This is a genomic window from Streptomyces sp. NPDC018019 (genome assembly GCF_044327805.1).
Taxonomy (GTDB): domain Bacteria; phylum Actinomycetota; class Actinomycetes; order Streptomycetales; family Streptomycetaceae; genus Streptomyces.
The window spans coordinates 113,921-132,859 of sequence record NZ_JBIRGD010000001.1; the positions used below are offsets into that span (position 1 = coordinate 113,921).

14 protein-coding genes are annotated in these 18,939 nt (G+C 72.1%); 7 read left to right on the forward strand and 7 right to left on the reverse strand.

Annotated elements, in window-relative coordinates:
• The first annotated feature begins 248 nt into the window (after nucleotides 1–248).
• The 6 genes from ACH4FX_RS00555 (at nucleotide 249) to ACH4FX_RS00580 (ending at nucleotide 7,819) form a co-directional block, all read left to right on the forward strand.
• Nucleotides 249–1,544 carry an ATP-grasp domain-containing protein gene (locus ACH4FX_RS00555; protein ID WP_398474010.1) on the forward strand — a complete coding sequence of 432 codons (1,296 nt, stop codon included), beginning with the start codon at nucleotides 249–251 and terminating at the stop codon, nucleotides 1,542–1,544.
• Nucleotides 1,541–2,740: an FAD-dependent oxidoreductase gene (locus tag ACH4FX_RS00560; protein WP_398474011.1), complete on the forward strand. Its 1,200-nt coding sequence runs from the start codon at nucleotides 1,541–1,543 to the stop codon at nucleotides 2,738–2,740. Before ACH4FX_RS00555 ends, ACH4FX_RS00560 begins: the two co-directional genes overlap by 4 nt.
• 364 nt (nucleotides 2,741–3,104) lie before the next feature.
• Entirely contained in the window at nucleotides 3,105–4,118 is a 1,014-nt protein-coding gene (locus ACH4FX_RS00565; RefSeq protein ID WP_398474012.1) for a polyprenyl synthetase family protein, read from the forward strand.
• A 333-nt stretch (nucleotides 4,119–4,451) separates the two neighbouring features.
• The gene (locus ACH4FX_RS00570; protein WP_398474013.1) at nucleotides 4,452–5,786 is read left to right on the forward strand and encodes an outer membrane lipoprotein carrier protein LolA; all 1,335 of its coding nucleotides are present in this window, start codon (nucleotides 4,452–4,454) and stop codon (nucleotides 5,784–5,786) included.
• Between the two features lie 100 nt (nucleotides 5,787–5,886).
• On the forward strand, nucleotides 5,887–6,852 hold the full coding sequence (locus ACH4FX_RS00575) for an ABC transporter ATP-binding protein (protein ID WP_398474014.1): 966 nt from the start codon (nucleotides 5,887–5,889) through the stop codon (nucleotides 6,850–6,852).
• The gene (locus ACH4FX_RS00580) at nucleotides 6,839–7,819 is read left to right on the forward strand and encodes an ABC transporter permease (RefSeq protein ID WP_398474015.1); all 981 of its coding nucleotides are present in this window, start codon (nucleotides 6,839–6,841) and stop codon (nucleotides 7,817–7,819) included. Before ACH4FX_RS00575 ends, ACH4FX_RS00580 begins: the two co-directional genes overlap by 14 nt.
• Before the next feature lie 55 nt (nucleotides 7,820–7,874).
• Here the strand turns inward: ACH4FX_RS00580 and ACH4FX_RS00585 are convergent, their stop codons facing one another.
• From ACH4FX_RS00585 to ACH4FX_RS00615, 7 genes are all read right to left on the reverse strand, one after another.
• Nucleotides 7,875–9,275 (reverse strand): M28 family metallopeptidase, encoded by a 1,401-nt coding sequence (locus ACH4FX_RS00585; protein ID WP_398474016.1) that lies wholly within the window; start codon nucleotides 9,273–9,275, stop codon nucleotides 7,875–7,877.
• A 171-nt stretch (nucleotides 9,276–9,446) separates the two neighbouring features.
• Nucleotides 9,447–10,493 carry an EamA family transporter RarD gene (gene rarD, locus ACH4FX_RS00590; RefSeq protein WP_398474017.1) on the reverse strand — a complete coding sequence of 349 codons (1,047 nt, stop codon included), beginning with the start codon at nucleotides 10,491–10,493 and terminating at the stop codon, nucleotides 9,447–9,449.
• A 243-nt stretch (nucleotides 10,494–10,736) separates the two neighbouring features.
• Nucleotides 10,737–11,831 carry a 2-oxoacid:ferredoxin oxidoreductase subunit beta gene (locus tag ACH4FX_RS00595; RefSeq protein ID WP_398474018.1) on the reverse strand — a complete coding sequence of 365 codons (1,095 nt, stop codon included), beginning with the start codon at nucleotides 11,829–11,831 and terminating at the stop codon, nucleotides 10,737–10,739.
• Entirely contained in the window at nucleotides 11,824–13,827 is a 2,004-nt protein-coding gene (locus ACH4FX_RS00600; RefSeq protein WP_398474019.1) for a 2-oxoacid:acceptor oxidoreductase subunit alpha, read from the reverse strand. Before ACH4FX_RS00600 ends, ACH4FX_RS00595 begins: the two co-directional genes overlap by 8 nt.
• Before the next feature lie 275 nt (nucleotides 13,828–14,102).
• On the reverse strand, nucleotides 14,103–14,762 hold the full coding sequence (locus ACH4FX_RS00605; protein WP_398474574.1) for a LuxR C-terminal-related transcriptional regulator: 660 nt from the start codon (nucleotides 14,760–14,762) through the stop codon (nucleotides 14,103–14,105).
• Nucleotides 14,763–15,098: 336 nt separating this feature from the next.
• The gene (locus ACH4FX_RS00610; protein WP_398474020.1) at nucleotides 15,099–16,412 is read right to left on the reverse strand and encodes a sensor histidine kinase; all 1,314 of its coding nucleotides are present in this window, start codon (nucleotides 16,410–16,412) and stop codon (nucleotides 15,099–15,101) included.
• Between the two features lie 348 nt (nucleotides 16,413–16,760).
• Nucleotides 16,761–18,083 carry a sensor histidine kinase gene (locus ACH4FX_RS00615; RefSeq protein ID WP_398474021.1) on the reverse strand — a complete coding sequence of 441 codons (1,323 nt, stop codon included), beginning with the start codon at nucleotides 18,081–18,083 and terminating at the stop codon, nucleotides 16,761–16,763.
• Nucleotides 18,084–18,225: 142 nt separating this feature from the next.
• Here ACH4FX_RS00615 and ACH4FX_RS00620 point away from each other — a divergent pair, with 142 nt between their 5' ends.
• Nucleotides 18,226–18,882, forward strand: a complete 657-nt coding sequence (locus ACH4FX_RS00620; RefSeq protein WP_398474022.1) for an RDD family protein — start codon at nucleotides 18,226–18,228, stop codon at nucleotides 18,880–18,882.
• The last annotated feature ends 57 nt before the right edge of the window (nucleotides 18,883–18,939 follow it).

Here is an 18,939-nt window from a genome sequence, read left to right on the forward strand (position 1 = left end):
ACGGGATGGCCGGCCGGACAACGGGGGCCGCGACGGCGCCGCCGCACATGAGGGGCGCCGGGGCCGGCGGAAGGAAAGCGAAACGGAACGGTACGGAGGGTGACGGCGAAGGCGGCTAAAGAGTTCGCAATGTCCTGAAAATCGGTGCCGGAATGGTCAGTTCGGGCCCTAGTTTCTTTGCGGGGCGCGGCCGGGGCGGGGCGCGTGCGTTGGGGGGTCAGGTGGCTCGTACCAGCACATCCCCGGCGGTGGACCGCACCGTTCCGGGGCTCATCGTGAAGATCGGCAATTACCCGCTGCACCATGGCGGGGTGGGGGCGATCCGCAGTCTGGGGCGCCTCGGCGTGCCCATGTACGCGATCACCGAGGACCGGTTCACGCCCGCCGCCGCCTCCCGCTACCTGCACGGACGCTGCGTCTGGCCGACCACCGGGCGGGAGGACCCGCAGCGGCTCGCCGAGGTGCTGCTGAGGATCGGCAAGCGCATCGGCCGGCCCGCGGTCCTGATACCGACCGACGAAGAGGCCGCCGTCCTGATAGGGGAATTCGCGGACGTCCTCGGCGACCGGTTCCTGTTCCCCCGCCCGGCGGCGGGCCTGCCGCGCCGCCTGGCCAGCAAACAGGGGCTGCACGAACTCTGCGTCGAGCACGGGGTGCCGTCCCCGGCGGCCGTCTTCCCGGAATCGCCGGCGGACATCGAGCGCTTCGCCGCGCAGGCGCGCTTCCCGGTCGTCGCGAAGAACCGCGAGGCGTTCCAGCGGCGCCGGCACCCCGCGGTGTCCGGTACGACCCGGATCCCGGGCCCGGACCAGCTGCTGGGCCTGGCCCGCGACTGGGGGCCGCGGCCGGGGGTGATCCTCCAGGAGTACCTGCCGCGGGAGGAGGCCGAGGACTGGATCGTGCACGCGTACTTCGACGCGGAGAGCACCGCGCTGTCCCTGTTCACCGGCGTCAAGGTGCGCTCCTGGCCGCCGCACGCGGGCATGACGGCCTGCGCCTACGTCGTCGACAACCCTGAACTGGCCGAGATGACGGCCCAGTTCATCAAGCGGATCGGTTTCAGCGGCATCGCCGACCTGGACTGGCGTTACGACCGCCGGGACGGCGCCTACAAGCTGCTGGACTTCAACCCGCGGATGGGCGCCCAGTTCCGCCTCTTCGAGAACGAGGCGGGCATCGACGTCGTACGGGCGCAGCACCTGGACCTGACCGGCCGGAAGGTGCCGGAGGCGGAGCAGCGCGCGGGGCAGCGGTTCATCGTGGAGAACATCGACCTGCCGGCGATGCTCGCGTACCGCCGCAGCGGCTACTCGACGCCGCACGCGCCGGACCGCGCCACCGGTACCGAGCTGGCGTGGCTGGCCGCCGACGACCTCGCACCGTTCTTCACGATGCTGGCCCGGTTCGTGGGGCCGGGGGCCCGGCACCTGCTGGAGCTGCGGCGGGCGAGCAGACGCGCGCGGGCGGCGGCGGGGAGCGGCGCGTACCGGGGCGGCAACAGCGCCACCGGACCAGCAACACCCTGGGGAGGGGAAAGCACGTGAACACTCCGGTAGCAGTCATCGGAGCCGGTCCGTACGGCTTGTCGACGGCGGCGCACCTGCGCGCGCGGGGGGTGCCCGTACGGGTCTTCGGCCGCCCGATGGTGAGCTGGCGGGAGCACATGCCCGCCGGGATGCTGCTCAAGTCGACGCCGGTGGCGTCCAGCATCGACACCCCGCAGGCCGGGCACACGCTGCGGGACTTCTGCGACGCGGTCGGCGAGCGGCGTTACGAGTCCGACTGGGACATCATCCCCGTCGAGACCTTCGTGCGGTACGGCGACTGGTTCCAGGAGCGGCTGGTGCCCGACCTGGAGCAGGTACGGGTCGTCTCGGTCGACCGGCGGGCCGGCGGATTCGAGCTGAAACTGGACAGCGGCGAACAGTTCCGCGCGCGGGCGGTCGTCGTGGCCACCGGATTGACCGGTTTCGCCCGGCTGCCGCGTGAGCTGGCCGCCGCGGTGCCGGACGGGCCGTCCGCCACCGGGCCCGTCTCGCACAGCTCCCAGCACCGCGACCTGTCGGTCTTCGCGGGCCGGGACGTGGCCGTGATCGGCGCCGGGCAGTCGGCGCTGGAGAGTGCGGTGCTGCTCGCCGAGTCCGGTGCCCGGTCCGTCCGGGTCGTGGCCCGGGGGCGGACCGCGGTGGGCTTCGGCGCGCCACCGGACCGGCAGCCGCGGCTGCGCCCCGAAACACCCTTCGGCAACGCCTGGTCACTGTATGCGTTCACGTACTACGCGGGCGGTTTCCGCCATCTGCCCGCGCCCGCCCGCCGGTACCTGGTGCGCCGGGTGCTCGGACCGCTGGGCGCCTGGTGGCTGCGGGAGCGTTTCGTGGGGCGCGTCCAGGTGACGGCCGGGCGGCAGGTCGTACGGGCGCGCGTCGAGGACGGCCGCCCGGTGCTGACCCTGCGCGGCCCCGACGGGCGGACCGGCGAACTGGCCGCCGACCACGTGCTGGCCGCCACCGGCTACCGGGTGGACCTGGCGGCCATGGGCTTCCTCGGCCAGGGCCTGCGCACCGGCATCGCCGTGAGCGGTGGCGGCCCCCGCCTGGACGCGGGCTTCGGCTCGTCGGTCCCGGGCCTGTACTTCACCGGGCTTCCGGCGGCGGCGTCCTTCGGGCCCGTGATGCGCTTCGTGTGCGGCACGGAGTTCGCGTCCCGGCGGCTGGCGGGGGCGGTGGCCGGAACGCGCTGACCCGGGTGCCGGGGCCGGAGACACGGCCGGTGCAGCCCAAGGACCGGCCGGTGCGGCCCAGGGTCCGGCCGGTACGGCGCGAGGTCGGGCCGTTACGCACCGAGGGGGAGCACCCCGCCGCCGGGCGGCCGGGTGTTCCGGCTCCCTTTCTGCTGCGACAAATCCCCATCATCGGTGGATCACGGGCATACCGGACGGCTGCCTGCTGCGTCCGTACGGGGCCCGAAGGGCCCGCACACCGTTCGAGCGCTTCGGAGGGGCGGGCGCTCACGGTGATCCAACGGCGACCGGATACGCTGGCCAATGGTGGAGACAGCGACAGATCGACATTCCGTTTGATCGTCAGCAGACAGGAGTACCCCTCGTGACCGTCGTCGGGCCCTTTGGGCTGAGCGTGCGGGACCAGGCTCTTGAGGCCGATGTCCAGGCCGGGTTGGCGGCTGTCGAGGAAGGCCTGCTGGAGGCCACCAAATCCGACGTGCCGTTCATCACCGAAGCCGCCCAGCATCTCGTCCGCGCAGGTGGCAAGCGGTTCCGGCCGCTGCTGGCGATGCTGGCCGCGCAGTTCGGCGACCCGCACACGCCGGGCGTCGTCCCGTCCGCCGTCGTCGTCGAGCTGACGCACCTGGCGACGCTCTACCACGACGACGTGATGGACGAGGCGGACGTACGCCGCGGGGTGGCCAGCGCCAACGCCCGCTGGGGCAACTCCGTGGCCGTACTGACCGGCGACTTCCTCTTCGCGCGCGCCTCGCACATACTGGCCGACCTCGGCCCGGAGGCCGTACGCATTCAGGCCGAGGCGTTCGAACGCCTGGTGACCGGCCAGATCCTGGAGACGGCCGGACCGCGCGACGGCCGGGACCCGATCGACCACTACCTGGACGTCATCGCGGGCAAGACCGGCTCGCTGATCGCCGTCGCGGGCCGCTTCGGGGCGATGATGTCCGGCGCCGACGAGACCACGGTCAACATCCTGACCCAGTACGGCGAACGGCTCGGCACCGCCTTCCAGCTCGCCGACGACGTCCTGGACATCGCCAGCGACTCCCACGAGTCCGGCAAGACCCCCGGCACGGACCTGCGCGAGGGCATCCCGACGCTGCCGGTCCTGCACCTGCGGGCGCTGGCCGACGGCGAGCACGGCACCGACAAGGACCGCGAGCTGCGCGACCTGCTGGCCGGGGACCTGACCGACGACGCCCGGCACGCCGAGGCGCTGGCCGGGCTGCGCGCCCACCCGGCGCTGGAGCAGGCCCGCCGCGACACCGTGCGCTACGCGGAGGAGGCGCGGACCACGCTGGCGCCGCTGCCGGAGTGCATGGCGAAGACGGCCCTGGAGGGGCTGTGCGACTCGGTGGTGCACCGGGCGGGGTGAACGTGTGCTCTACGGGGCGCCGTGACACCCGCGAAACCCCGGGCACGCGTGCGGTCATGGGTGCCCGTGGCACCTCTGGGGCCCCGGCGCCCCTCAGGGTCCGCTCCGCCTTCAGCCGTACCGGCTCCGCCCTGTGGCCATGTGAGGTCATCCCACGGGAGTACGAGGAGTTGGACCCGGGGGCTGACGCCGACGTCTGGCCGATTTGGTGGGATGAACAGCACCACGCCACGGCGGTACGGGTCACAATGAGCCCGGGAGTGGGACGAGTGCGTACACATGCGTGCGAGTGCGTCGCGCAGCAAGCCGCCGCTTACGACGGAGGTAGGGCACATGCCACGGAACCAACCGACACAGGTCACCGACGAGTGGGACGGGGACGGGGGGCGCTCCGCGAAGCGCCGCAGGACGATGCGGTACGCGATCCCGGTCGCGGTCGTGGGCGTCGCGGCGGCCTCGATCGGACTGGTCCCGGCCTTCGCCGGCTCCGGCTCTCCGGACCTGCCCGAGATCTCGGCGCAGGACCTCATGGCGAAGGTCGCGAAGTCCGACGTGCAGCAGCTGTCCGGCACGGTGCGCACGAGCACCGACCTGGGCCTGCCCGCCGCCCTGTCCGGCAGCGGCGCCGGTGCCTTCGGCGGCGGGTCCGCAGGCAAGGGCGGCGGTGACGAGGGCGGCGGCAACGGCTCCTCCGCGAGCCCGCAGAGCCGGCTGCTGGACCTCGCGTCCGGGTCGCACACCCTGCGCGTCGCCGCCGACGGGCCGGACCGGCAGCGGGTCTCGGTCGTCGGCAGGACCGCCGAGTACAGCCTCGTCCACAACGGCAGCGACCTGTGGGGTTATGACAGCAGCAGCAACACCGCGTACCACAGCACGGTGCCGGCCGACGCGGGGAAGGGGCGGCACGGTTCGGACAAGTCCGGCAAGTCCGGTGAGTCCGCGGACCTGAAGAACGCCACCCCGCAGGAGCTGGCCAAGAAGGCGCTGGACGCGGTCGGCGACACCACCTCGGTCTCGGTCGACGGCACGGCCAAGGTGGCCGGGCGGGACGCCTACCAGCTCTCGGTCAAGCCCAAGCAGGCCGGCTCCACGGTCGACTCGATACGGATCTCGGTGGACGCCGAGACCGGCGTGCCGCTGAAGTTCACGCTCACGCCCAAGGGCGGCGGCGCCGCGGCGGTCGACGTGGGCTTCACCTCCGTCGACTTCGCCAAGCCCGCGGCCGGCACCTTCGACTTCAAGCCGCCGAAGGGCGCCAAGGTCGTGGACGGCGACAAGGCCGAGGGCCGGCACCGCGCCGACCAGCGGCGGACCGCCGAGGACCTCAAGGGCATCCTGGGGCGGTACGGCCTGACCGGTCAGGACGGCAAGGGCGGCAAGGACGGCGCCGGCCGGGCGAAGGGCGGCTTCGAGGTCATAGGCCACGGCTGGACCTCCATAGCCCATGTGAAGGGCACCGGCTCCGGACTGTCCTCGGCAGGCAAGAACGCCTCCGGTGACGCGGCCAAGCTGCTGGACAGCCTGGGCGAGAAGGTGAACGGGAAGTTCGGCTCCGGCCGTCTGTTCAGCACCCGCCTGGTCAACGCACTGGTGACGGACGACGGCTCGGTCTACGCCGGTGCCGTGGACAAGGAGTCCCTGATCAAGGCGGCCGAGGCCGCCAAGTAGCTCTGAGCACGCGGCGGGGCGGGCCGTCCGGTCCCGCCCCGCCCTCCGGGCCCCGGGCGCGACCGGCCCGCGGTCACAGGTCCGACCAGTTGGGGAGCCGATGACGCAGCCGTCCGCCGGGGACCGGGTGATCGAGACCCGGGGTCTGACCAAGACGTACCGCGGCGGGCAGCTCGCCGTCGACCGGCTCGACCTCGCCGTACCGCGCGGCAGCGTCTTCGGCTTCCTCGGCCCCAACGGCTCGGGCAAGACCACCACCATCCGGATGCTGCTCGGCCTGATCGAGCCGTCCGCCGGCGGGGCGCGGCTGCTCGGCGAGCCGATGCCGCGGGCGGCCCGCCGGGTGCTCCCCAGGGTCGGCGCCCTCATCGAGGGACCGGCCCTGTACGGGTTCCTCAGCGGACGCGACAACCTCGTCCGGTTCGACGCCGCCGACCCGGCCGCCGATCCGCGGACGCGGGCACGGCGGGTGGACCGGGCCCTGGACCGGGTCGGGCTGGCCGCCGCCGCCCGCAAGAAGGCCCGCGCGTACTCGCTGGGCATGAAGCAGCGGCTGGGGCTGGCCGCGGCGCTCCTGCAACCCCGGGAGCTGCTCGTGCTGGACGAGCCGACCAACGGCCTGGACCCGCAGGGCATGCGCGAGATCCGTACGCTCGTCAGGGAGCTGGCGGGCGACGGCACCACCGTCTTCCTCTCCTCCCACCTCCTGGACGAGATCGAGCAGGTCTGCACGCACGCCGCGGTGATGGCGCGCGGGCGGCTGGTCACCCAGGGCACGGTCGCCGCGCTGGCCGCGGGCGCCCGCGGCCGGCTGGTGGTGGGCACGCCCGACCCCGCCGAAGCGGCGCGGGTGCTCAAGGAGTACGGGATCACCGACCTCGTGGTCACGGACGAGCGGGTGACCGGGGAACTGCCGGCACCGGCCGGCGGGCCGCCCGACCCCGCGGAGATCAACGCCGCGCTGGTGCGGTCCGGCGTGCGGGTACGGGCCTTCGGCACGCAACGGGCGTCCCTGGAGGACGTCTTCGTACAGCTCACGGGGGAGGGCTTCGATGTCGCGGGCTGAGCCGGCGGAGAACGTGCAGGGCACCGGGGAGGCCGGGGCCGGGGGAGCGCGCGGTGGGACTGTGACGGGCGGGGGAGCGGGCGTTCGGGCCGAGGGCACCGCCGGGGGCGCTGCCGTCCGTCGTGCGCCGCGTACCCTGCTGTCGCTCGGCCTGCTGCGGAACGAGATCGGGACGACCTTCCGGCGCTGGCGCACCCTCGTGCTGCTCGCCGTCCTGGCCGCCGTACCGGTCCTGATCGGCGTCGCCGTGAAGATCGAGACGAGTGGCGACGAGGGCGGAACGGGCGGTTCGGGCGGCGCCGCGTTCGTCTCCCAGATCACCAACAACGGTCTCTTCCTGGTCTTCACCTCGCTCGCCGTCACCCTGCCGGTCTTCCTGCCGCTGGCGGTCGGCGTGATCGCCGGGGACGCCGTCGCCGGCGAGGCGCACACCGGTACGCTGCGCTACCTGCTCGTCGCACCGGCCGGGCGGACCAGGCTGCTGCTGGTCAAGTACGCGACGACGCTGACGTTCTGCCTGGTGGCGACGTTGGTCGTGGCGGTGTCGGCGCTGGTGACCGGCGCGCTGCTGTTCCCCGTCGGCGAGGTGACGCTGCTGTCCGGGACGACCGTGCCGTTCGGCGAGGGACTGCTGCGCGCGCTGGCGGTGGCGGCGGTGGTGGCCCTGTCCCTGGTCGGGGTCGCGGCGATCGGCCTGTTCGTCTCCACGCTCACCAACAGCGGTATCGCCGCGATGGCCACCACGGTCGGCCTGTTGATCATGGTGCAGATCCTGGACACCATCCCGCAGCTGCACGCGATACAGCCGTACCTCTTCCCGCACCACTGGCTGTCCTTCGCCGACGTGCTGCGCGACCCCGTCTACTGGGACCGGCTCCAGCAGAACCTCGGCCTCCAGGCGCTGTACGCGGCGGTCTTCGGCTCCGCCGCCTGGGCGCGTTTCACGACGCGGGACGTCACGGTCTGATGGATGCCGCAACGCCCCGCGCCGGGTGTTCACGGTCCGCCGCTGCCGACGGCCGTCAGAAGGTCAGCTTCCAGCTGTCGATGTAGCCGGTGTCCTGCGGCCCGAGGTCCTGCACCCGCAGCTGCCAGGTGCCGTTGGCCGGCTCCGCGGACGCGTCCACGGTGTACGTGGTGATCACGTTTGCCGCCGAGTCCGAGCCGCTGGAGTTCTTCAGCCGGTACGTCCGCCCGCTCGGTCCGACGAGGTCGATGGCCAGGTCGCCGCGGTAGCTGTGCTTGATGTCCACACCGGTCTTCAGGGCGGCCGGCGCGTTGCCCGTACGCCCGGAGACCGTCACCGACGAGGTGACCGCGGCACCCGCGTCCGGGATCCGGACGTCGTCGGTGTTCTCGAAGACGGCGCCGTCCGGCGGGGTGGTCGAGCCGACGCCCAGGGTCCACACCGCGTGGGCGACGGCGTCGCTGTTGCGGTCCAGCGCGGTGTCGTTGATGTTCGACGAGGTGTCGCAGGAGCGGTGGTAGCAGCGGTCGAAGGGCTGGCCCGCCGTACCGCCCCACTTCTGCGCCTGGGCGGCCGTCTTGGTGTAGTCGGCGCCGGAGAACAGGCCGCCGACGGCGATGCCGACGTTCTTGAAGGGCGCGTGGTCGCTGCGGCCGTCGCCCTCGGTCTCGATCTCCGTGGGGACGTTCAGCGAGGCGAAGTAGGACTTGAAGACGCCCTCGATGGTGCGGTCGTCGTCGTAGACGAAATAGCCGGGGTTGGGGGAGCCCACCATGTCGAAGTTCAGGTAGCCGGTGAACTTCGCCCGCTCCGCCGCGGCCAGTCGGCCGACGTAGTACTGGGAGCCGCGCATGCCCAGCTCCTCGGCGCCCCACCAGCCGAACCGCAGGTGCTTGGCGGGTGTGGCGCCGGTGCGGGCGACGGCCAGCGCTGTTTCGAGGACCGCGGCCGAGCCGGAGCCGTTGTCGTTGATGCCGGGGCCCGCGCTGACGGAGTCCAGGTGCGCGCCGGCCATCAGGATCTGGTCCGGGTCGCCACCGGGCCAGTCGGCGATGAGGTTGTAGCCGGTGGTGCCGCCGGTGGTGAACTGCTGCACGGTGGTGGTGAAGCCGGCGGCGTCCAGCTTGCCCTTGATGTAGTCGATCGAGGCCTTGTAGCCGGGCCGGCCGTGGGCCCGGTTGCCGCCGTTCGCGGTGGCTATCGACTGGAGCTGGCTCAGATGGGCTTTGACGTTGGCCACCGGTATGTCGGGGGCGGCGGCGGTTGTGGTGGGGGCGGTGGAGCGGGCGGCGGCGGGCGCGGCGGTGGCCGCGCCGGCCGCCCCGGGTATCGCAACGATCAGGCCGAGTACGGCACCGGCGGCAGCGAGCCCGAGGCCGCCGGGACCGCTGCCCCGGCCGCTGTCAGATCTTCGAAAACGCCTGGTCGAGATGGGTCTTTCGGCAGTCCATGGCATGAGGGGTCTCCGGATTCCGAACGTGAGGTGAACGGACCGTGCATGGCGCGAAGCTGATGCTGGGCGCGCCGTGGCCCGCTGACAAGACGGAATCCGGACACCCCGGCCCGTATATCGCTCGCGGGGGCCGGGGCCCGGCGGCGCCGGGGTCAGGCCCCGGCGGCCACCGGATCAGCGCCGGCCGGCGCCCAGTTCCGGGGTGGTTTCCGGAGCGGCTTCCGGGACTTCCGCGGTGGCCTCCGACCCGGGCTGCGAGGTCTCCGGGTCCAGCGCCGCGGTCGCCTCCTGGGCCGCTTCCTGCGCCGCCTCCCGGGCCGTGGCCAACGCCGTACGGGCGGAGCGGGCGGTACGGACCGCGTCGTACGTCAGCACCACCAGCGCCAGCCACACGAGCCCGAAGCCCGCCCAGCGCTCCGGCGGCATCTCCTCGTGGAAGACCAGCAGGCCGAGGACGAACTGGAAGGTCGGCGCCAGGTACTGGAGCATGCCGAGCACGGACAGCGGCAGGCGCATCGCCGAGGCGCCGAAGGCGATCAGCGGCAGCGCGGTGGCCACACCGCAGCCCATCAGCAGCAGCATCTGCCCCACCCCGCCGGTGAGGAACCCGGCCTCGCCGCGCGCGCCGAGGTAGCCCAGGATGCCGAGCGCGGGCAGGAACTGGATCGCCGTCTCGGCACTGAAGCCCTCGATGCCGTCCAGCTTCACGCCCTTCTTGACCAGGCCGTACGTGGCGAAGGTGAGCGCCAGGCCGAGCGAGATCCAGGGCACCTTGCCGTACGCCACGGCCATCACGACCACTGCCGCGGTGCCCACGCCGACCGCGGTCCACTGCAACGGCCGCAGCCGCTCGCGCAGCACCAGGACGCCGAAGGCGATGCTGACCAGCGGGTTGATGAAGTACCCGAGGCTCGCTTCGAGGACGTGGCCGCTGTTGACGGCCCAGATGTACAGGAACCAGTTGACGGAGATGACCGCGGCGCAGACCAGCACCAGACCGAGCCGCTTGGGCTGCCGCAGCAGCCGGGGCACCCACGACCAGCGGCGCATCAGGGCCAGGATCACGACGGCCACCGGCAGCGACCACACCATGCGGTGGGCCAGGATCTCGGCGGGGGCCAGGTCGCCCAGCAGGTGCCAGTACAGCGGGAGCAGGCCCCACATCACGTACGCGGCGGTGCCGTAGACGAGTCCTGTGCGCTGGTCGGACTGGGGTGGCAAGGGGTCCTCCGGGTGAATGCTGCTCCATCTGCGCCGGCGGGGGTGCGGGTCGCGCTCCGAAGGTAACGCCCGCCGGGCCTACTGTCATGCCCGTATCGGGATACGGTCATGACAGTCCGTGGCGGCGCTGCTTTCCGGGCGCAGCGAGGGGGCGGGACAGGACGGCGCCTGGAAAAACGACGGTGCCCGTACGCGACGTCCGAAGACGTCCCGTACGGGCACCGGAAGCCCGTGGCCGACTGCTCAGCCGACCACCGTCCAGGTGTCGTTGCCGGCGAGCAGGGAGGCCAGGTCGCCCTTGCCCTTCTGCTCGATGGCGGTGTCCAGCTGGTCGCTCATGAGCGTGTCGTAGACCGGGCGGTCCACGTTGCGCAGCACGCCGATGGGAGTGTGGTGCAGGGTGTCCGGGTCGGCGAGGCGGGACAGGGCGAAGGCGGTGGTCGGGGAGGGGCTGTGCGCGTCGTGGACGAGCACCGCGTCCGCGCCCTCCGCCGTCACGTCGATGATCTTGAGGTCGCCGGTGGCCGGATCCCGTACCACGCCCTTGGAGCCGAGACCGTCCTCGGCGGGCGCGCCGAAGCGGATGGGCTGCCCGTGTTCCAGGCGGATGACGGCTTCCTCGGCCTGCTGCTTGTCCTTGAGGACCTCGAAGGCGCCGTCGTTGAAGATGTTGCAGTTCTGGTAGATCTCCACCAGCGCGGTGCCCGGGTGGGCGGCCGCCGCCCGCAGCACGCCGGTCAGGTGCTTGCGGTCGGAGTCGACGGTGCGGGCCACGAAGGACGCCTCGGCGCCCAGGGCCAGCGAGACCGGGTTGAAGGGCGCGTCGAGGGAGCCCATCGGCGTCGACTTCGTGATCTTGCCGACCTCGGAGGTGGGGCTGTACTGGCCCTTGGTCAGACCGTAGATCCGGTTGTTGAACAGCAGGATCTTGAGGTTGACGTTGCGGCGCAGGGCGTGGATGAGGTGGTTGCCGCCGATGGACAGCGCGTCGCCGTCGCCGGTGACCACCCAGACGGACAGATCGCGGCGGGAGGAGGCCAGGCCGGTGGCGATGGCCGGGGCGCGGCCGTGGATGGAGTGCATCCCGTAGGTGTTCATGTAGTACGGGAAGCGGGACGAGCAGCCGATGCCCGAGACGAAGACGATGTTCTCCTTCGCCAGGCCGAGTTCGGGCATGAAGCCCTGGACGGCGGCGAGCACCGCGTAATCACCGCAGCCGGGACACCAGCGCACTTCCTGATCGGACTTGAAGTCCTTCATCGACTGCTTGCCCTCGGCCTTGGGCACCAGGGAAAGCGCCTCGATCGTCGAGGTCCCCTCCGCGATCGTCTCAGTCATTGATGGCCTCCTTAAAGACCTCCGCAAGCTGCTCGGCCTTGAACGGCATCCCGCTGACCTGGGTGTGCGAGCGGGCGTCGACGAGGTACTTGGCCCGCAGCAGGGTGGCGAGCTGGCCGAGGTTCATCTCCGGTACGACCACCTTGTCGTAACGCGCCAGCACCGCGCCGAGATTCCGCGGGAAGGGGTTGAGGTGGCGCAGATGGGCCTGGGCGATGCGCCCGCCGTCCCGCCGTACGCGCCGCACCGCCGCGGTGATCGGCCCGTACGTCGAACCCCAGCCCAGCACCAGGGTGTCGGCACCCTGCGCGGCGGCCGCGCCCTGGCCGTCGCGGACGGCCGCGTCCACCGTCGGGTCGTCGACCTCCAGGTCCGGGACCTCGATGCCGTCGACCTTCGCCTGGCGGGTGCGCACCATGAAGTCGTGGTTGGCCGGGTCGTAGGAGATGTTGCCCGTGCCGTCCTGCTTCTCGATGCCGCCGATGCGGTGCTCCAGACCGGGCGTGCCGGGCACCGCCCACGGGCGGGCCAGCGTCTGCTCGTCGCGCTTGTACGGCCAGAACACCTCGGTGCCGTCCGCCAGCGTGTGGTTGGGCCCGGAGGCGAACTGCACGCGCAGGTCAGGCAGTTCATCGACCTCCGGGATGCGCCACGGCTCGGAGCCGTTGGCCAGGTAGCCGTCGGACAGCAGGAAGACCGGGGTGCGGTAGGTCAGCGCGATACGCGCCGCGTCCAGGGCCGCGTCGAAGCAGTCGGCGGGGGTGCGCGGCGCCACGATCGGCACCGGCGCCTCGCCGTTGCGCCCGTACATCGCCTGGAGCAGGTCGGCCTGCTCGGTCTTGGTGGGCAGGCCGGTGGACGGGCCACCGCGCTGGATGTCCACGATCAGCAGCGGCAGTTCCAGGGAGACCGCGAGCCCGATGGTCTCCGACTTCAGCGCCACACCCGGGCCGGAGGTGGTGGTCACCGCGAGCGCACCGCCGAAAGCGGCGCCCAGTGCCGCGCCGATGCCGGCGATCTCGTCCTCGGCCTGGAAGGTGCGCACACCGAAGTTCTTGTGCTTGGACAGCTCGTGCAGGATGTCCGAGGCCGGGGTGATCGGGTACGAGCCCAGGTACAGCGGCAGGTCGGCCTGCTGCCCGGCGGCGATCAGGCCGTAGGACAGGGCCAGGTTGCCGGAGATGTTGCGGTACGTGCCGGTCGGGAAGGCCTGGGTGGCCGGCGCGACCTCGTAGGAGACCGCGAAGTCCTCGGTGGTCTCACCGAAGTTCCAGCCCGCGCGGAACGCGGCGACATTCGCCTCGGCGATGTCCGGCTTCTTGGCGAACTTCTGCCGCAGGAACGCTTCGGTGCCCTCGGTCGGCCGGTGGTACATCCACGACAGCAGGCCCAGCGCGAACATGTTCTTGGAGCGCTCGGCCTCCTTGCGGGAGAGCCCGAAGTCCTTGAGCGCCTCGATCGTCAGCGTCGTCAGCGGCACCGGATGGACGTTGTAGGCCTGAAGCGACCCGTCCTCCAGCGGACTGACCTCATAGCCCACCTTCGCCATCGGGCGCTTGGTGAACTCGTCCGTGTTGACGATGATCTCCGCGCCGCGCGGCACGTCCCCCAGATTCGCCTTCAGCGCGGCGGGGTTCATCGCCACCAGCACGTTGGGCGCGTCACCGGGGGTGAGGATGTCATGGTCCGCGAAGTGCAGCTGGAAGCTGGAGACGCCGGGCAGGGTGCCGGCGGGGGCCCGGATCTCGGCGGGGAAGTTCGGCAGCGTCGACAGGTCGTTGCCGAAGGTCGCCGTCTCGGACGTGAACCGGTCACCGGTGAGCTGCATACCGTCGCCGGAGTCGCCCGCGAACCGGATGATCACCCGGTCCAGGCGACGTACCTCTTTACCGCCGTTCTTCCCGCCGTTGCCGTCGGCGCCGGTCCCGGGAGCCTGCGGCTCCCCGGTGAGCGCTCCGTCGGCCTGCTCGGCTTGGCTGCTGACCTGGCTGGTCACTGCTTCGGACCTCCCTCGGGGCGGTGGCTCGGGACTCGTCGTGCCGACCGGTCGTCCCACGACCATCGTACGTGGGTAAGGGTCGCCTTCCCTGGGCCGATCACATGATGGACGCCGGCGCGAGACGCCGTTCTGTCAGGTTTTGTCATGGAACAACCGCCCCCCGGCCCCCTTCTCCAAGACGCTCGCGCCTCGGCCATTGGTTCTACTCCTTAGGTCCCGGTCCGTCCTGCGGACGGCCCGCAACCTGCGCAACTGACGGCGTGTCGGATTTCTCAGGAGTTGAGATAGGTGAGGACGGCCAGCACCCGGCGGTGATCCCCGTCACTCTGGGACAGGCCCAGCTTGAGGAAGATGTTGCTGACGTGCTTCTCCACCGCACCGTCGCTCACCACCAGCTGCCGTGCGATCGCGGAGTTCGTCCGCCCCTCGGCCATCAGCCCCAGGACCTCCCGTTCCCGTGGCGTGAGGTTCGCCAGCACGTCCTGCTTACGGCTGCGGCCCAGGAGCTGCGCGACCACTTCGGGGTCGAGCGCGGTTCCCCCCTCGGCGACCCGGACCACCGCGTCGACGAACTCCCGCACTTCAGCTACCCGGTCCTTGAGGAGATAGCCGACGCCGTGACTGGATCCCGCCAGCAATTCCGTCGCGTACTGCTCTTCCACGTACTGCGACAGCACCAGCACCCCCAGCCCCGGGTGGTCGCGCCGCAGCCGGACCGCGGCCCGCACCCCTTCGTCCGTGTGCGTCGGCGGCATCCGGACGTCCGCCACGACCACGTCCGGCAGCTCTTCCTCGGCGGCCAGCTCACCGATGACCTTGATCAACGCCTCGGCGTCGCCCACCCCCGCCACGACCTCGTGTCCACGGTCGGTCAGCAACCGGGTCAGCCCCTCCCGAAGCAGCACCGAATCCTCGGCGATGACCACCCGCACCCTGTCCTCCACGACTCTGCAAGCCCCCACATTCCGTTTCTTCCCACCCTGCGCCCCCCAGCATCCCAGCATCCGGACCCACCCGCCCCCAACCGCCGGGATTGGCGGGGACCGGTCCGGAAGGAGCGGGGGCGGAGTCCGGGGCGGGGCGGTGGCGGGCGGGCCCGGCTCGGGCGCCGGGCCGGTTGCCCTGGCGGTTGCCGGGCCTGCTGTCGGGCCGGACGTCGGGCTGGCTACCGGGCCGGCTGTCGGGCCGGGGTGGTTGTGTGGTGGGGCTGGGGTGATGGTGCGGTGGGGTGGTGGGGGCTCGGTGGGGTGTGGGTGGGGTGGGGCGGGTCAGCCGCGCCAGGGGAGTTCGGCGGTGATGGCTGTCGGGCCGCCCACGGGGGAGTCGACGACGAGGAGGCCGTCGACCGAGTCGAGGCGTTCCGCCAGGCCCGCCAGCCCGCTGCCGGCCTCCGTGGTCGCGCCGCCCTGGCCGTTGTCCGTCACGAGGACCATGACCCGGTCGCCCGCATGCCACACGTCCACGGTGGCGCCGGTCGCCCGCGCATGCTTGGAGACGTTCTGCAGCAGCTCGGAGACGGTGAAGTAGGCGATGCCCTCGATCGCCGCGGCCGGACGGTGGTCCAGGTCCACGGAGACCTTGACCGGCACGGTGCAGCGGGCGGCGAGGGCCGACAGGGCCGGGCCCAGGCCGCGGTCGGTGAGGATCGCCGGGTGGATGCCGCGCGCGAGATCCCGCAGCTCCTGGAGGGCTGTCTTCACCTCGCCGTGCGCCTCGTCCACCATCTTGGCCGCGGCCTGCGGGTCCTCGGCGAGCTTCTCCTTGGCCAGGCCCAGGTCCATGGCCAGCGCGACGAGCCGGGCCTGCGCGCCGTCGTGCAGGTCGCGCTCGATGCGGCGCAGGTCGTCGGCGGCGGTGTCCACGACCACGCCGCGGTCCGTCTCCAGCTCGGTGACGCGGGTGGCGAGCGGGGAGGGGCCGAGCAGCCCGTGGACCAGAACGCGGTCCACGTGGGCCAGCCCGCGTATCACCCACGGCCCGGCCAGGACGAGTATCAGCCCGAGCCCACTGGCCACCGCCATTCCGGCGGGGGTGTCCAGGTAGATGCCGTCGCCGTACCCGTTGCCCCACAGCTGGATGCCGGGCTGGTCGAGGTAGGAGGGGAACGTCCACTGCCACGCCGGGTAGAGCAGCAGCGACCAGCCCATCGCCCAGAACGTCACCGAGAAGCAGAAGGCGAAGAGCGCCCAGGGGAAGTGCAGGACCGAGTACAGGAGGTGGCGCCAGGAGGCACCGCTCTTGAGGACCGCGCCGACCCAGCTCATGAAGCCCGGCTTGGCGGGGCGTATCGGCTCGGGGTGGTCCACGTCCAGCCCCAGCAGGGCACGGGCCCGGACCCGCTCCAGGGTGCCCATGCCGCGGCACCCGATCAGCGCACCCGCGAGGAGCGGTATGCCCAGGAAGGTGACCAGCAGACCGGCGCTGACCGAGGTCATCGTGATGGCGTAGCCGAACATCAGGATCGAGACGGGGAGGCTGAGGAGGAGGTAGAGGAACTCCCGCCAGGTACGCCCCGAGAACGGGGCGCGCAGCGCGGTGGGTACGCGTGAGGCCGAGGGGTGGGGTCCGTACGCGGTGTCCATCGTCTCGTCGTCCGTTCTGCCAGGTCCGGGTCGGCTTGCCGGCGGGGCTCTGCCGCGCCCGCGGTCACGTTCAACTGCTGTCGCCGCCGGCGCCGCTGGTCCCAGCTCTGCCGGCTACCTCCAGCGTCCGCGCTCGGCGCCGTCAGCACCATGAGGCAAAGCGCAGTCTTCAACCTGGGGTTTTCCCCACCCCCACCCCCCGCCCCGCCGAGAGCGGGGGCGTCCGGTGCCTGGGCGTGGTGCGCGGGTGTGGGGCGTGAGGTTGGTGCGCGGCCCGGCGCTCGGCCCTCGCGCCCGGCCGGTCCCCGCGTCCGTCGGCTGCGGACGTCTCTCAGCTGCGGACGTCCCTCAGCGGCTCGCGTCCGTCCGCCGGCGTTCCCGCCTCCGGCCTTCGGACCGCTCCTTGGCCCCGCCCTTCCCCGTGGCCCGGCTCCGGTCCTGTCCGCGGTCGCGCCACGGCAGTTCGGCCGTCACCCGCGTCGGTCCGCCGACCGGGGAGTCGAGGACGAACAGTCCGTCCACCGAGCCCAGCCGTTCCGCCAGCCCGGCCATCCCGCTGCCGCCGTCCAACCGGGCACCGCCGCGCCCGTCGTCCTGGACCTGGATCAGCAGCCGGTCCTGCGCACGCCAGATCTCGACCCGCGCCGACCGCGCGCCACTGTGCTTGGAGACGTTCTGCAGCAGCTCGGAGACGGTGAAGTAGGCGATGCCCTCGATCGCCGGCGCGGGCCGGTCCGGTACGTCCACCTCCACCTCGACCGGCACGGTGCAGCGTCCGGCGAGGGCCGACAGGGCCGGGCCCAGGCCGCGGTCGGTGAGGATCGCCGGATGGATGCCGCGCGCGAGATCCCGCAGCTCCTGGAGGGCGAGCTTCACCTCGCCGTGCGCCTCGTCGACCATCTGCGCCGCCGCGTCCGGGTCCTCCAGCAGCTTCTCCTTCGCCAGCCCGAGCCCCATCGCCAGCGCGACGAGCCGGGCCTGCGCGCCGTCGTGCAGGTCCCGTTCGATGCGGCGCAGGTCGGCGGTGGCCGTGTCGGAGACCGTTGCACGGTCCAGTTTCAGCTCGGCGATCCGCCGTTCCAGCTCGTCGGAGGGCGACAGCAGACCGCGCACCATCATCCGGTCGGCGTTCGCCAGCCCGCGCGCGATCCAGGGCAGGGCCGGCCAGGCGACGAAGAGCGAGACGAGCACGACCGGGAAGGTCAGGACCGCCCACGGCAGCCGGATGAACGCGTACAGCGCGTGCCGCCACCCCACCGGGTCCTTCAGCCGTACCCAGAGCCAGGAGAAGAAACCGTTCCCCGCCGCCCGCAGCGGACTCGGCTCGTCCACCCGCACGCCCAGCAGGCGCCGTGCGCGGGCACGCTCCAGCTTCCCGTACTGCCGGCACACCAGGAGCCCCGCCGCGAGCAGCGGCAGCCCGACGACGGTGACGGACAGCCCGATCCCCGTCACCAGCCACACCGTCACCACGACGAAGGCGGGCACGCCCAGCGGGAAGTCGGTCAGGAGGTGGAGGATCTCCCGCCAGGTCGCGGGGGCGAGCGCGGCCCGCGGCGGCGGCAGCGGGTCGTCGGCGCCGTGGCCACCGCCGTGACCGGCGGCGGGCGACGGCGCGGCCCGGCCCGGGGAACGATCGCGGTGTCGATCATGAGCGGAGCGTGCGGTCATACGTCCTAGCTTGCCGGGTGCCCCCCGCGGTGACCATGGGGAACGTCGGTGACCCGGGGTGGGGTTTTCCTCACCCCCACCGCCGTGGCCAGGGCAGGGCGCGGCTTGTGCGGAGGCGGTACGGGCAGCTTGGATCTGCGGCATGAGTGAGTACCAGCAGGGCCCGTACGGACAGCAGGGTCCGTACGGACAACAGGGGACATACGGGCAGCAGAATCCGTACGGCCGGCAGGCGCCGTACGGTCAGCAGGGCCCGTATGGGCAGCAAGGGGCGTACGGGGAGCAGGGGGCCTACGGGTACGGACAGGTGCCGGGGGCGCAGGGCTACTCCTATGGAGCGCAGCTGGGCGGGCCGCCGCCGGCCATGTTGGCCAATCAGGGCGCGCGGCTCGGCGCGCGGTTGCTGGACGTGGTCTTCCAGTTCGCCGCGGTATTCGGGGTGATGGCGCTGGTGGCCCTCATCCAGGCCGTGCTGCCGCGCGGTGCCGCGGTCGGCGTTCCGTCGGCGCTGATCGGTATCGCCGCCGTCCTCGCGGTGTTTCTGTACGAGCCGTTCATGAACTGGAAGTTCGGCGGCACCTTCGGCAAGCGGATCTGTGGGCTGCGCGTCGCCCGGCTGGACAACGGGGCGCCGCTGTCGTTCGGGCGGGCGCTCGGCCGCTGGGCCGTCGTCATCCCGATGGGCGTCGTCCCGTTCCTGGGACTGCTCAACGTGCTGTGGTGCTGCTGGGACGAACCGTTTCGGCAGTGCCTGCACGACAAGGTGGCCGGCACCGTGGTGGTCAGGCGCGGTGCGTAGGACACGGACCGGCCCTCGACGACCGGCCCTGCGCCTGTCCGTCGACATCATGGGGCC